The 15,185-nt window shown below is 40.8% G+C and carries 12 protein-coding genes; 3 read left to right on the top strand and 9 right to left on the bottom strand.

What is annotated here, in order from left to right; all coding sequences use genetic code 11:
- Positions 1-29 precede the first annotated feature (29 nt).
- Entirely contained in the window at positions 30-3,698 is a 3,669-nt protein-coding gene (gene purL / locus H148_RS0104715; RefSeq protein ID WP_029033774.1) for a phosphoribosylformylglycinamidine synthase, read from the bottom strand.
- 307 nt (positions 3,699-4,005) lie between these two features.
- Entirely contained in the window at positions 4,006-5,223 is a 1,218-nt protein-coding gene (locus H148_RS0104705) for an RsmB/NOP family class I SAM-dependent RNA methyltransferase (RefSeq protein ID WP_029033773.1), read from the bottom strand.
- 75 nt (positions 5,224-5,298) lie between these two features.
- Between H148_RS0104705 and H148_RS0104700 the strand changes: the two genes are divergently transcribed.
- Positions 5,299-6,339 carry a WD40/YVTN/BNR-like repeat-containing protein gene (locus H148_RS0104700; protein WP_029033772.1) on the top strand — a complete coding sequence of 347 codons (1,041 nt, stop codon included), beginning with the start codon at positions 5,299-5,301 and terminating at the stop codon, positions 6,337-6,339.
- Positions 6,340-6,402: 63 nt separating this feature from the next.
- Here the strand turns inward: H148_RS0104700 and H148_RS0104695 are convergent, their stop codons facing one another.
- From H148_RS0104695 to H148_RS0104665, 7 genes are all read right to left on the bottom strand, one after another.
- Complete coding sequence (locus H148_RS0104695; RefSeq protein WP_029033771.1) at positions 6,403-6,831, bottom strand: Spy/CpxP family protein refolding chaperone; 429 nt, start codon at positions 6,829-6,831, stop codon at positions 6,403-6,405.
- 1 nt (position 6,832) lies between these two features.
- On the bottom strand, positions 6,833-7,342 hold the full coding sequence (locus H148_RS18275) for a hypothetical protein (protein WP_051286174.1): 510 nt from the start codon (positions 7,340-7,342) through the stop codon (positions 6,833-6,835).
- A 32-nt stretch (positions 7,343-7,374) separates the two neighbouring features.
- Positions 7,375-7,920 (bottom strand): RNA polymerase sigma factor, encoded by a 546-nt coding sequence (locus H148_RS0104685; RefSeq protein ID WP_029033770.1) that lies wholly within the window; start codon positions 7,918-7,920, stop codon positions 7,375-7,377.
- Positions 7,921-8,262: 342 nt separating this feature from the next.
- Entirely contained in the window at positions 8,263-10,086 is a 1,824-nt protein-coding gene (locus H148_RS0104680) for an ABC transporter ATP-binding protein (protein WP_029033769.1), read from the bottom strand.
- Between the two features lie 10 nt (positions 10,087-10,096).
- Positions 10,097-11,827, bottom strand: coding sequence for a phospho-sugar mutase (locus H148_RS0104675; RefSeq protein WP_029033768.1), 1,731 nt, complete (start codon positions 11,825-11,827; stop codon positions 10,097-10,099).
- 52 nt (positions 11,828-11,879) lie between these two features.
- A complete protein-coding gene (locus H148_RS0104670; protein WP_029033767.1) occupies positions 11,880-12,839 on the bottom strand; it encodes a glycosyltransferase in 960 nt (319 codons plus the stop codon).
- Between the two features lie 10 nt (positions 12,840-12,849).
- Positions 12,850-13,380: a DUF4199 domain-containing protein gene (locus H148_RS0104665; RefSeq protein ID WP_029033766.1), complete on the bottom strand. Its 531-nt coding sequence runs from the start codon at positions 13,378-13,380 to the stop codon at positions 12,850-12,852.
- Positions 13,381-13,553: 173 nt separating this feature from the next.
- On the opposite strand from H148_RS0104665, the gene H148_RS0104660 reads away from it, so the two are divergent.
- Both H148_RS0104660 and H148_RS0104655 read left to right on the top strand, forming a co-directional pair.
- On the top strand, positions 13,554-13,805 hold the full coding sequence (locus H148_RS0104660; protein WP_029033765.1) for a type B 50S ribosomal protein L31: 252 nt from the start codon (positions 13,554-13,556) through the stop codon (positions 13,803-13,805).
- Between the two features lie 124 nt (positions 13,806-13,929).
- Positions 13,930-15,102: a GlmU family protein gene (locus tag H148_RS0104655; protein WP_029033764.1), complete on the top strand. Its 1,173-nt coding sequence runs from the start codon at positions 13,930-13,932 to the stop codon at positions 15,100-15,102.
- Positions 15,103-15,185 lie beyond the last annotated feature (83 nt).

The following is a 15,185-nucleotide window of genomic DNA, read 5'->3' as shown; positions in this document are numbered from 1 at the left end:
AGATTATTCCGGACGTTTTTTTTATTAATTTATTTCTTTTCAAGCCATTTCCTGGCATTTACAAAGGCTTCGATCCAGGGAGTGATCTCATCATTCCGATCTTTTGGATAATGTGCCCAGTTCCAGGGGAAAGTAGATCTTTCAAGGTGCGGCATCATCGCCAGGTGGCGACCATTGTCACTTACAATCATTGCTGTATTGTAATGAGAACCATTAGGGTTGGAAGGATAAGTCTCGTAACCATACTTCCCAATGATCTTATAGCGTTTAGTTTCATAGGGAAAACTGAATTTACCTTCTCCGTGAGCTGCCCATATTCCCAGCCTCGTGCCGGAAAGCGAATGCATCATCACAGAATCATTTTCTGAAATTTCCATTGAAGTGAAATTACATTCAAATTTATGTGATTCGTTGTGAAGCATTTTTGGCTTCTCTTCATGATCGGGATGCAATAATCCCATCTCAATGAATAATTGACAACCATTACAAACTCCCAGTGAAAGTGTATTTTCTCTCGCAAAGAAATTATCTAAAGCGGCTTTGGCTTTTTCGTTATATAAAAATGCTCCTGCCCAGCCTTTCGCACTTCCCAAAACATCTGAATTCGAAAATCCTCCAACTGCTGCAATAAATTGAATATCCTCTAGTGTCTCCCTACCTGAAATAAGATCGGTCATGTGAACGTCTTTTACATCAAATCCCGCAAGGTCCATCGCATAAGCCATTTCTCTTTCTGAATTCGATCCTTTTTCACGAATAATCGCAGCTTTAATTCTCGGTTTGTCACCTCGAGCGGAGTCGAGAGGTAAATTTCCTGAAAAACCTTTCGGAAACCTGAAGTGCAGCGGTTGATTTGCGTAATTTTTATAACGCTCTGCCGCATTATCTCTTCCACTTTGCTTTTGATCAAGCAGGAATGAAGTTTTTGACCAGATGTCTCGTAATTTTGGAATGTCAAACTTAAATATTTGATCCCCATTCTTTATTTTCAGATTCTTTCCTTCAGTGGCTTTTCCAATCTTAAAGAATGCTACGTCTTTCTCCTTCAAAAGGCCTTCTACTGAAGAATCTTTTGCCTGAAAAACAATTCCGCAGTTTTCTGAAAAGAGCAATTTCACACTGTCCTTTTCTTTCAGTTTGGAAAGATTTAATTCTGCAGCAAGATCAACATCTGCAAAGCACATTTCGAGAAGGGTAGTGATAAGTCCGCCCGAAGCTACGTCGTGTCCGGCAAGGATCAAATCCTTCCTAATTAATTCCTGAACAGCGTTAAAAGCAGAAGCGAATTTTTTATCGTCTTTAATGGTTGATGCTTCGGCACCTACCTTGTTTAAAATCTGCCCAAAGGAAGAACCGCCAAGCTTAAAATTATCCTGGGAAAAATTGATATAGTAAATAGCTCCGCCATTCTTTTGCAGTACCGGCTCCACTACTTTGGTAATTTCGTCACAATGACCGGCAGCCGAAATAATTACTGTTCCCGGTGCCAATACGTTCCCGTCTTCGTAACGTTGTTTCATGGAAAGGGAATCTTTTCCGGTAGGAACGTTAATTCCTAATGCGATGGCAAAATCTGAAACTCCCTGCACAGCTTCATACAACCTTGCATCCTCTCCTTCGTTGTTACAAGGCCACATCCAGTTAGCCGATAAAGAAACCGACTTTAAGCCTTTTTCAAGAGGTGCCCAAACAATGTTTGTAAGCGCTTCGGCAATCGAATTTCGGGAACCTGCTACGGGATCGATCAAAGCCGAAACAGGGGAGTGGCCAATAGATGTTGCCACCCCATTTTTTCCTTTGTAATCAAGCGCCATTACCCCGCAGTTGTTCAACGGAAGTTGTAATGGGCCGGCAGTTTGTTGCTTTGCCACTCTTCCGGTTACACAACGATCTACTTTGTTCGTAAGCCAGTCTTTAGATCCAACAGCTTCCAGAAGTAGCACTCGCTCCAGGTATTTTTGCAGATCTTTCGGGTTGTAATCCAGATCATCATATTTTCTGGCTACAGTTTTGTCTTTCATTAAAGTTTTCGGGGAACTTCCAAACATATCCCCAAGCGCCAAATCCATTGGTTTGTCACCTGTCTTTTTGCTTTCGAAAGTGAACTGTCTGTCCTCGGTCACGTGACCTACGGCATATAATGGAGTTCTTTCCCGCTCGGCGATCTTCTGCATTTGCTGCAAATTCTCTTCAGAAATGATAAGTCCCATTCGCTCCTGAGATTCATTCCCGATGATCTCTTTAGCCGAAAGTGTTGGATCTCCTACAGGAAGTTTATCCAAGTCGATTTTTCCGCCGGTGTCTTCCACAAGTTCACTAAGGCAGTTGAGGTGTCCACCGGCTCCGTGGTCGTGAATGGAAACAATAGTATTTTCATCTGCCTCAACCATTGCACGAATGGTATTAGCAGCACGTTTTTGCATCTCAGGATTTGACCGCTGGATCGCGTTAAGCTCAATCCCGCTGCTGAATTCACCGGTATCGGCTGATGATACCGCGGCACCTCCCATTCCAATCCTGTAATTCTCGCCTCCCAGAACAACGATTTGATCTCCCTTTTTTGGAGCTCCTTTGATGGCCTGGTCGGCTTTTCCATAACCAATCCCACCGGCCATCATGATCACCTTGTCGTAGCCAAGGGCTCTTCGATCTTCGGAATGTTCAAAGGTCAGCACTGAACCTGCAATAAGAGGCTGCCCGAATTTATTTCCGAAATCTGATGCTCCATTGGAGGCCTTGATCAGGATATCCATTGGAGTCTGGTAAAGCCATGGCCTTGCGGGAAAAGCATCTTCCCATTGCCTGTTTTCCTCAAGCCTGGAATATGAAGTCATATAAACGGCTGTTCCTGCCAGCGGCAGGGATCCTTTCCCACCTGCTAGCCTGTCGCGGATCTCGCCTCCACTTCCGGTGGCAGCACCGTTGAAAGGTTCGACGGTGGTTGGGAAGTTGTGAGTTTCGGCTTTTAAAGAAATAACTGACTCAAATTCCTTCTTTTTATAATAATCGGGTTTGTCTGCAGATTGTGGTGCGAATTGCTCTACTCTTGGTCCTTTTATAAATGCAACGTTATCCTTATATGCCGATACAATTTCGTTCGGATTTTCTTCAGAAGTTTTTCTAATAAGTTTAAAAAGGGATACCGGCTTTTGCTCGCCATCTATTTCAAAGACTCCGTTAAAGATCTTATGTCGACAATGTTCTGAATTTACCTGGGAAAACCCGAAGACTTCAGAATCCGTAAGTTTGCGGCCAATTTTTTCGGAGAGTTTTTCAAGGTATTCAACTTCCTCATCATTCAGCGCTAATCCTTCTTTGTTGTTATACGCCGAAATATTTTCTACTTCACGAATCGGTTCAGGCTCTATGTTGATCGTGAATATATCCTGATCCAGGCCGCCATACTTTTGAGAAAGCATAGGGTCATAGCCGGTATAGTGTTCATCAACCTCAATGAATTCCTCAATCCTGCGAATGCCTTCAATTCCCATGTTCTGGGTAATTTCTACAGCATTTGTGCTCCAGGGGGTGATCATTGCGGCACGGGGACCAACAAAAAAATCTGCCATGGCAGATTTATCTAGATGTTGTGCGTTACCAAAGAGCCAGTTTAATTTGACGATGTTTTCAGCCGAAAGTGTTTTATGGGTTTGAACCGCATACACCTTGTTTGGCTTGTTTCCGAAGAACAGGATCATTCTTTATATTTTGTGTTGTTGTAAGGAAACAAATTTACATTTTTTGAAGGAACTCCTTCGGCCTCAAAACAAAAAGAACACAAAATAATTAACTCTCAAAAATGGCATTTTTTGAGGCTGCTTGTATTAAAGATTGTAAGGGTCGGGCTAAAGCCCTTGGATAATATCTATTTGACCTGCGCCTGAAGGCTGAGGCTATTCAAAAAAATGTTCTTTTAAAAAAATATATGATACTATGAAAATAAATTACCTCCGGATAAATCCGGAGGTAACAAAAGATATCTTGTTAGGGGCTTTAGCCCAAGCCTTAGTTTTTCTTTTCGAGCAGAGCCATATAGAAGCCGTCAAAGCCTGATTCACTGGACAGGATCTTTTGTTCTTTTGCAAGGCTGAAATCTTTTCCTTCGTCAGATCCTAAAAACTTCTTCACCTGTTCTTCATTTTCTGAAGGCAATATAGAACAAGTAGCGTAAACCAACTTTCCACCGTCTTTTACCATTCTCGAATATTGGCTAAGGATCTCTTGCTGAGTTATTCTGATTGTCTCGAGGAACTCAGGCCTTAATTTCCATTTGGCATCGGGATTACGGCTTAGAACACCCAATCCGCTACAGGGAGCATCGATAAGCACACGATCTGCGCTACCGTAGAGCTTTTTAACCACTTTCGTAGAATCAATTACTCTTGGTTCAATATTATGAGCGCCGGCACGACGTGCACGACGTTTAAGTTCCTTCAGTTTGTTATCGTAAATATCGGTAGCGATTAACTGACCTTTATTCTCCATTAAAGCTGCTAAGTGCAGAGATTTCCCTCCGGCACCGGCGCAGGTATCGACTACGCGCATTCCAGGTTCAACCTGGAGGAAGTTAGCCACAAGTTGAGAAGAGGCATCCTGAACTTCAAAAAGACCGATTTTAAAGGCTTCAGTTCTAAAGACATTGGTTCGTTCCTTTAGTTGTAAAGCATCTGGGAAACCTTTCAAAAATTCAGTTACAATGCTCTCTTTTTGAAGCTCCTGTTGTAACTTTTCTTTCGTTGTTTTTAGGGTATTGGTTCTAAGGATTACAGGCGCCTGTTCGTTGAGGGCGTGAATTTCCTTTTCCCATACTTCTTCTCCCAGTTCTTTTACACCCATTTCATCCAACCAGTCTGGCACAGATTCCCGAAATTTCCTGATCTTGCTTAACTCGTCAAATTTTCCTTTAATACGGCGGGTAGGTACTGGTTCGATCTGCTTCCAGTCAGATGGTATTTCGATTCCTCTCAGTGTAGCCCAAACTGCAAACAGCCGAAAGAGATTTTCCCGGGAGTAGGGAGCTTTTACTTCAGCAATTTCAGAATAAAGGCGCTTCCATCTCACAATGTCATAAGTGGTCTCGGCAATAAAACTGCGGTCGCGGGAGCCCCAGCGTTTGTCGCGTTTTAAGGTTTTTGCAATCACCTTATCGGCGTACTCTCCTTCATTAAATATTTCTCCAAGGGCATCAACCGTTGCAAAGACCAGGTTTCTGTATAAGCGCATAAATTATGTTTAAAGCGGCAAAGGTAAGGTTTTTAAACTTCGGAAAATTCTATCTTTGGAAGCAAAATAAGATAAATGAAGCGCCTGATCCTGATACTTTTTATAGCCTTTGCAGCATGTAAATCAGAACCTGAACAGGTAGAAAGAAAGGTTTTTTCTGAAGTGGAAGTTGAGGTGTTGCTGGAAGATTCCGTTAGCATAAGAGCCATCGAGATCATTGGGGAGGATTTAGCTTTTGCAGGATCAAATGGCGCTTACGGAATTTATAATTCTAAACAAGACCAGGTAAGGGTGAGCCGGCAGCAGTACGATTCCATTTATCCCGAATTTCGCGCAGTTGCAGGAACTTCCGAAGATTTCTTTATGCTGAGTGTAGCGAATCCTGCCCTTCTTTACAAAACCGGGGACAGCGGCCAAATGGAGCTGGTTTACAAAGAGGAGGGAGAAAAAGTGTTTTATGATGCAATGACCTTTTGGAATGATAAAGAAGGAATTGCAATGGGCGACCCGGTGGAAAATTGTCTTTCGGTGATCATTACACGCGACGGCGGACAGACCTGGAATAAACTTTCCTGTGATCAACTTCCGGAAGTGGCTGAGGGAGAGGCAGCCTTTGCGGCAAGTAATTCAAATATTGTTGTAGAGGGAAATAAGGCATGGATCCTCTCGGGAGGCGCTCGCTCCCGCGTTTTCTTTACTCCGGACAAGGGAAAGACCTGGGATGTATTTGATACGCCACTTATACAGGGAGAAAGTACACAAGGAGGATATTCCATGGATTTTTACGACGAACAGCAGGGAATTATCACTGGCGGCGATTACACAACTCCCGAAGAAAATAAAGCCAATAAAGCCGTTACGACCGATGGCGGAAAAACCTGGAGCCTTATAGCCGAAGGTAAAGATCCAGGCTATAAGAGCAGCGTGCGTTATATTCCCGGTGGAAAAGGAGAAGAAATTGTAGCAGTTGGTTTTACAGGTATCTCTTACTCGGCAGATGCAGGAGAGAACTGGAAGGAGCTTTCTTCCGAAGGATTTTACACGATCAGGTTTCTCAATGATTCTGTAGCTTATGCAGCTGGAAAGAATCGGCTGGCCAAGTTAAAGTTCAGGTGAAAACAAATGATCCGGCGCTTTACGCAACCGGACCATTCCAACTAACCAACCAAAATCTATTAATTATTCATTCTTTCGTGCACGGTATTCACGCATCATTTTGTGATTAAATTCATCTTCCACCTTCTTTAACTGCATAATTCTCCGGGCGCTGAAGATATTTTTGAGGTCATTATAATATTTCTTTTTCAGCAAGTAATCTTCCCTCTCAAGTTCAACATATTCCTCGAGTTTTAAGTTTGCTTTATCTTCGCTGATACACTCTAGGTTTTCTATCTCGGCTCTTTCCTGCCGATAAAGTGCTCTTCTTTTTTCCTCATATTCGTTATAAACGGGCCAAAACTGCTGAGCTTCCTCGGTTGTCAAATTTAAACCGTCGGTAATGTAGGCAGTTTTAAGAGCTCTAATTTTCTCCCGGTGTGCTTCCCTGTCCTGGGCGGTGACAAAAATTCCCGTAAACAGGAAGAGAACCATAATTAAAATCTTTTTCATTCTAATCTTCATTAAGTAGGAATGCCGGCTCATCGACATTTTCGGTTAAATAATCGAATAGGGCTTCTTTATTAATATTTGGGTTCGTCGAAGCGGTTAATTCATAGTCAATAAAAGGCACCTGATTGGGATTTTCCATGTCCAGGGACTCTAAAAGGTAATTTTCAACAGCTATTACATCCAGGTCCTCAAAGCCTATCTCTCCATTGCCATTGAAAATCACAGAAGTAAAGAGGATTGCCACAACGGCTGCAACGCTGGCTGCATAAGACCAGATTTTTCGGTTGAAAAGTGGAACAACCTTACCTTTTTTGGGGGATTTTTCGAGTTTTTCAAATATCCTGTCTTCAAGTTGTTCAAAATAATTTTCAGGAAGCCGGAATGGATTTTCACCAAAAGCTTTTTCTTCCTGGGTTACACGTGCCATCATTCGGGCTTCAAAATCCTGGAAGTAACCTTCCGGAACTTTAAATCCTCCTGTTTTATCGTATGGTAACCTGTTCTCTTTCATTTGTTTATTTGACTGAAAATTCCTCCCAAGGTTTAAACATCTTTTAAAAAATCTTCAATTTTTTTGGTAGCATGGTGGTAAGAGGCTTTGAGTGCGCCTTCAGAAGTACCTAAAATATCAGAAATTTCCTTATACTTCAATTCTTGAAAGTATTTCATGTTAAAAACCTGTTGTTGTTTCTCCGGAAGCGTGGCTATCGCTTTTTGTAGCTTTAGTTGAATTTCATCTCCTTCAAAGTATACATCATTTTCAAGATTTTCAATTATTTGTTGCTGAAGCTCTTCTGAACTTAATTTTTGCTTTTTCGCCCGGTTATTTATAAAAGTTATAGCTTCATTTGTGGCAATGCGGTACATCCAGGAAAACAACTGACTTTCTCCTTTGAATTTCCCGATATTCCTGAAGACCTTGATGAAAGTATTTTGCAGGACATCATCGGCATCTTCATGGTTTTTCACAATATTCCGGCACTGCCAATAGAGCCTCTCCTGGTATAATTCCAGCAACTCCCTGAATGCAGCATCCCTGGATTCAGGATCCTGAAGGCGCAGGATTAATTTTTCTTCGGAAGAATTCAATTGTTGCGGGAACTTTTTTAAGCAGTTAAAGATAGGAGGAAATCCTTAGAAAATATAACGGTCAAAATGATGACAAGGAATCGATGAAATACATATTATCAAGATAAAATACACAAAAAAATTTTTTATGACAATTTTTGTAGTATATTCACATTGTGAAAAGTTAATCTTTTTTGCTCCAAAAAATAAAGATGCTCTGATCACCAGCCCCCAAATTGGTGCGGAGTTATGAAAAATGGATGGACCTACTTCATCCATTTTTTTCTTTTATGTATTACCTACAATAAAAAAGGGGTTCCAAAAATGACATTTTTGGAACCCCTTTTATTTTTTTTATATCTGTTAATCAAAAGACTGCATCTCAACAAGTTTTTGATAAACAGATTTTTTCGCCAGTAGTTCGCTGTGTTTGCCCTGCTCTACAATTTGCCCTTTTTGCATCACCACGATCTGTTCGGCATTTTGAATGGTTGAAAGTCTATGTGCAATCACAATTGAAGTCCTGTTTTTCATCATATTCTCCAGTGCCTTTTGTACGAGTCTTTCACTTTCCGTATCCAGTGCTGAAGTAGCTTCATCCAGGATCATGATTGGCGGATTTTTAAGTACGGCCCGTGCAATTGATAGACGCTGTTTTTGTCCGCCGCTCAATTTATTTCCACTATCACCAATATTTGTATTCAGGCCTAGAGGCAGGTCCTTAACAAATTCCCAGGCATTTGCAATTTTCAAAGCCTCTACAATTTCTTCATCTGTCGAATTATCTTTTCCAAGTCCTACGTTATTTCTAATAGTATCATTAAAAAGAATAGAATCCTGGGTCACCAGCCCCATCAAATTCCGAAGTGATTTTTTAGTCATATTTCTAATATCTACTCCATCTATCTTAATCGCACCTTCATTAACGTCATAGAAGCGGGTTATTAAGTTTGCGATGGTTGACTTCCCACTTCCCGACTGGCCTACAAGCGCAACCGTGGAGCCTTTTGGAACTTTGATGCTGAAGTTTTTCAGAACATTTTCTTCTTCATATCTAAAAGAAATATTTTCTATTTCCACTACCTCTTCAAAATCTGTTTTTTCAACCGCATTTTTGGAATCGGTTATTGTACTTTCGGCCTCAAGTACCTGAAAGATCCTTTCGGCGGCTGCATCTCCTTTTTTAACACTATAGGTTGCTTTACTTATTTGCTTTGCCGGAGTAAGTATATTATAGGCGAGACCCATGAAGGCGATAAAAGTTGCACCTTCAAGAGTACCTTCAATTAACACCATATTTCCTCCAAACCACAGGATGATCACGATCACAAAAATGCCAAGGAATTCACTGGTAGGAGACGCGAGGTTTTGCCGGTTTACAAGACTATCGAGAATTCTCTTGAGACGACTTGTTGAATCATGGAATTTATTCCTGAATTTATCTTCGGCATTAAATCCTTTTACAATTTTAAGGCTCGAAAGTGTTTCTTCTACAAGGGAAAGAAAATACCCATTTTCAGCCTGGGCTTCACTTGATTTGCTTTTAAGTTTTTTTCCAATAGTTGAAATAATAAATCCGGAGATTGGCAGAAAAACAAAAACAAATAATGTAAGCGTAGGACTTATAAGCAACATTGCTATAATCGTAAAGATGATCATGAGAGGCTCTCTTACAACAAGCTCGAGAATTGATAGAAATGAAGTTTGCACCTCATTCACATCGGCGGTTATACGTGAGATAGTATCTCCTTTTCGCTTTTCAGAAAAATAGGAAATAGGGAGCATCAGGATCTTGTCGTAAATGGCATTGCGAACGTCGCGTAGTACTCCATTCCGAAGAAAGGTAATAAAAAAGGCTGCAAGATAACCAAACAGGTTTTTCAAAAAGAACAGAACAACCACGATACCACACACAAAGAGCAGCGCCGCAACTTCATCCTCATTCACGCGACGGGTTACTTCAAAATTGAAGTAATCTATCATATAATCTTTCATACTTCCCAACCCGGCCCACTGCGGTTCTACTGCTACCTGCCTTGTTTTGTCAAATAAGATCTGGATAACAGGAATGAGCGCAAGAAATGACAGGGTGCTAAAGAGCGCGTAGAGAATATTACAAATAATGTTGAGGATCGCGAACCTTTTGTAAGGGATCGCGAACCTCATAATCTTCTTAAAATAATTCATGCAGGGTAGCTTAATCCAGTTTTAGGTCTGATTTTATACCGGCAATTTTATCTGAAAGTTGTTGTTTCACTTCCTCATAGTTCGCTGTATCATCGAGTGGTGCATTTACACTTATGTAGAATTTGATCTTTGGCTCAGTTCCACTGGGCCTGGCAGCAACTTTGGTTCCATTCTCGGTGTAGTAAATGAGAACATTAGATTTTGGTATATCCAGTGTTTCGATCTTTGCTTCTGTGAGGTCATAATGGAATGCTTTCGAACTTGCGTAATCTTCCACAAGAACAACTTTTTCTCCATCAATTTCGGTTAAGGGATTATCACGCAGGTTTGCCATCATGTTCTTGATCTGTTCGGCACCGTCAATTCCTTTTTTTACAAGGGAAATTAATTCTTCTTTATAGAGACCAAACTCCTGGTATAGTTCTAGTAATTTTTCATAGAGGGATATGCCTTTAGCTTTCATTTGTGCAGCGATCTCACAAGCTAAGAGGGTAGAGGTGGTCGCATCTTTATCGCGCACAAAATCTCCTACCATAAAACCAAAACTTTCTTCCCCGCCTCCTATATAATCCAGTCCGGGATTATCCTTAATCATTTTGGCAATCCATTTGAAACCGGTGAGGCCTTCTTTATATTCAACACCGTAATCCTCGGTCATCACTCTTAGCATAGGAGTGGAAACAATAGTGGAGCCTACAAATTGCCGACCATTGATCTTACCCTGTTTTTTCCATTGTTCAAGAAGGAACCAGGTCATCACCAGCATGGTTTGATTTCCATTTAAAAGTTCTAATTCTCCCTGAATATTTTTTACAGCTACTCCCAGACGGTCACCGTCGGGATCTGTCCCTATGACAATATCGGCATCAATTTCCTTTGCCTTTTCGAGGGCCATCTTTAAAGCCTCGGGCTCCTCGGGATTGGGTGATTCTACAGTGGGGAAATTTCCATCTGGTTCCGCCTGTTCCTGAACAATATGAACGTTCTTGTACCCCGCAGCCTCCAGAACCTTAGGATTAAGTTTTATGGCGGTTCCGTGAAGCGAGGTAAAAACGATTTTTAAATTGTCTTTTGCTTCCTGGGAAGTATCAAAACTGCCATTATTGACAGATGCCTCCACAAATGCTTCATCTACTTTAGTATCCACCAACTCAATAAGATCTTCATTGGCCTCAAACTTCACTTCGGAATATTTCAGGCTGCCGATTTCTTCTACGATCTCCTGATCTTGTGGTGGTACCAGTTGTCCACCATCCTGCCAGTAAACTTTATAACCGTTGTACTCCGGTGGATTATGGCTGGCTGTGAGAACAATTCCGCAGTGACAGTCCAGATGTTTTACCGAAAAAGAAAGTTCCGGGGTGGGACGTAGTTCAGAAAAAAGAAACACTTTGATACCATTGGCCGAAAAAACATCGGCTACAACTTTAGCAAGTTCCTTACTATTCCTGCGGCAATCGTATGCGATGACTGCTTTTAGATCTTCATCGGGAAACTGTCGCTTAAGATAGTTTGAAAGTCCCTGAGTATTTTTCCCAAGGGTATATTTATTGATTCTGTTGGTCCCGACTCCCATGATGCCTCGCATCCCACCGGTCCCAAATTCAAGATCCTTGTAAAAGCTTTCCTTCAGTTCATCCTGATTTTTCTCCAGGAGATCTTTTACTGTTGATTGGGTTTCATTATCAAATTCGGGATTTAACCAGGACTCTGCCCGTGATTTTACGTCATAGTAACTCATGCCAAAAAAATTTTTTCAGCAACAAAAATAAGGATTTATGTGGTAATGCCGGTTAAATCTCTCCTGTAGTTTCACTAATGCGGTAGCGCTCTTTTTCCCTGCTACTGCGTAAAATTAATTCTCCCAGAAAGCCGGCAAGGAACAATAAAGTCCCTAAGATCATGGTAGTAAGGGAGATGTAAAACCATGGATTATCTGTTACCAAAATGCTTGGCACTCCTTTATAGAGTTTGAACAATTTGGAGGCACCAATGGCGATAGCGAAGAGAAAACCGAAGAAAAACATAAGAACTCCGAGTGCCCCAAAAAGGTGCATTGGTCTTCGGGCAAAAGTCGACAGGAACCAAATGGTTATAAGGTCTAAAAATCCATAAATAAAACGCTCGGCTCCAAATTTGGTTTTGCCATATTTCCTTGCCTGGTGTTGTACAACTTTTTCGTCTATTCGAAAATAACCGGCATTCTTTGCCAGTACCGGGATGTAACGGTGCATTTCGCCGTACACTTCTATATTTTTTATAACGGCTTTCCGGTAAGCTTTAAGTCCGCAGTTAAAATCGTGAAGCTTGAGACCCGAAGTTTTACGTGCTGCGGCGTTAAAAAGTTTGGAAGGCAGGTTTTTGCTGAGAACTGAGTCGTACCTTTTCTTTTTCCAGCCCGAGATGAGATCGTAACCATCCTTAATAATAAGGTGGTACAGCTCGGGAATTTCTTCAGGATTATCCTGAAGATCGGCATCCATGGTAATAATGACATCTCCTTCGGCTTTTTCAAATCCTACGTGCAGAGCCTGAGATTTGCCATAGTTCCGGTTGAATTTAATCCCTTTTACAAAAGGATCTTCTGCAGATATTTTTTTGATCGTCTTCCAGGAATTATCTGTACTGCCGTCGTCAATAAATATTATCTCATAAGAAAAAGAATTGAACCGCATCACAGATGCGATCCAATTATATAATTCATTCAAAGATTCTTCCTCGTTAAGAAGAGGGATGACAATAGATAACTGCATTCAATTTTGTTTATACCTCGTACGGTCGTTTTTGCTTCATTATCGCACCGGCAATCAATCCAATTATAAGTCCGATAAACATGTACATAATTAGTGTTGCGGTAAAAGCAAACCAGGGTTGCCTGAAAACAGCGGTCATTTCCAAACCTTGTTCCCACTGCTCATCAGTCAGATTTGGATTACTTTCAAATGCTTTTTCCCGTTCTATTTCTATTGCTTGATCAGTAAGACCTGGCTCTATGACAGTAGTCATGAGAACTGACCAGGCTCCCGATAGCAATGCGGCTATTAGACCTACACCTACGGCCACTTTTATGGCTTCACCTAAAGAAAGAAATCCGCCGTTTTCCTTTTTAAAGGCTTTGACCCCAAAAACTACCACTGCAATGATTATTGAAAAAGTAACGATCATAAAAGACCAGTGGGGGCTAAGGTGATTGTTGGTGACGTAAATGATCACACCTAAAAGCACCAGGATAATCCCTAGTAATAAACCGTAATTAATAACAAATTTGCTTGCTTTAACTTGTTGCGTTTCCATTTTGGTAAAATTTGTTGATTTTAATTACAGTTAGTTAGCAAATATAACAAAACGTTACACAGGTGGTGGCGCTTTCTTTTTCACCTAAAATTAGGAAAGATTTACTTGTTGATTTAGAAAAATTAATTAAATTTGCACTTCGAAAAAATTACAAGATTTTAAAGAATAAAGAGATGAAGCAGGGAATCCATCCGGAAAATTATAGATTGGTAGCTTTTAAAGACATGTCAAATGACGAGGTTTTTTTAACCAAATCTACCGCGAACACAAAAGAAACTATTGAAGTTGATGGTGAGAATTATCCTTTAGTGAAGTTGGAGATCTCCAGAACTTCTCACCCTTTCTACACCGGGAAAGCCAAATTGCTGGATACTGCCGGTCGTATCGATAAGTTCAAGAACAAATACGCGAAATTCAAGAAGTAATTCTTGCGTCATATCATTATAGCTCAAAAGCCTCCTGTTTAGGAGGTTTTTTTTGTTAGGTACTTTATTAAACTTTCTTATTTTTTTTTAAAAAGTGTATTTTTAGCCCAGAAAAAGAAAACACATGAATTACATTCTCTTTGACGGCTCTGTTCGTTCTCAACTCCTTCCTTTTACTTTCACACGTCCCGTAGCCGATATAAGAATTGGAATTTTAACCATTAGGGAAAAATGGGAAAAATTTCTCAATACCACTACCTCCACAATAACTGAAGATTACCTTTCGGAAAAATGGCCTATGGTCGAGATGGAGGAGAATATTATGATCAATGCAGCTTTTTTGCCTACTGCTGAATTAATTGAACAGGTGAAAAATTTGCAGCCGGGAGAAGGTATTTTTTATGAAGAAGATGTAGTTGCTTTTCATGCATATGAGGAGCAGGAGGTGAATTTTGATGAATGTTCACATGTTGAGTTGGAAGGTAATGTTCTAATGGTGGAGCATACGTGGGATATATTCAGGCTCAATGGTGAAGCTATTAATGCCGATTTTGAACTTCTCACGGAGGATAGGAAAACTCAAAAATTGTCTTCTACCAATCAGGTAATTGCACCGGAAAATATTTTTTTAGAAGAGGGAGCAAAGGTGGAGTGCGCAATCCTCAATGCTTCTGAGGGACCCATCTACATAGGTTCAGATGCTGAAATTATGGAAGGGAGCATAGTTCGAGGTCCTTTCGCTTTATGCGAACATTCAACCTTAAAAATGGGTGCCAAAATATACGGTTCTACCACTGTGGGTCCTCATTCAAAGGTAGGAGGAGAGGTTAACAATTCTGTCATTTTTGGATACTCCAATAAAGGACATGATGGTTTTCTTGGAAATTCAGTTTTAGGGGAATGGTGTAATTTGGGAGCAGATACTAACACCTCTAATCTAAAGAATAATTATGCCGAAGTGCGGCTGTGGGATTATGCTTCTGAAAAATTTGCACCTACTGGTCTACAATTCTGCGGACTTATGATGGGAGATCATAGCAAATGCGGAATCAACACCATGTTCAATACCGGAACCGTAGTAGGAGTTAGTGCCAATATTTTTGGAGCCGGTTTTCCCCGGAATTTCATACCCAGCTTTAGCTGGGGTGGAAGCGGTGGGAGTACAACTTACGAAACTGTAAAAGCCTTTGAAGTTGCCGAAAAAGTGATGGCACGAAAGGATATAGAATTTTCAGAAGAAGATAAAGCAATCCTGGAGCAGGTATTTGAAGACACAAAGAAGTTTAGAAGAGAGTAATATAGTATTCAGTGTACGGTGCTCAGTGATCAGTTTGATCTTTCCTATATGGTTGTCTTTTTTCTCAATTAGAAATGAACAAA

The sequence above is a fragment of the Salinimicrobium terrae DSM 17865 genome (assembly GCF_000424665.1).
GTDB classification, from domain to species: Bacteria; Bacteroidota; Bacteroidia; order Flavobacteriales; family Flavobacteriaceae; genus Salinimicrobium; species Salinimicrobium terrae.
The sequence above is the reverse complement of the archived record's forward strand: the minus strand, read 5'-3'. Positions and strand labels throughout refer to the sequence as shown.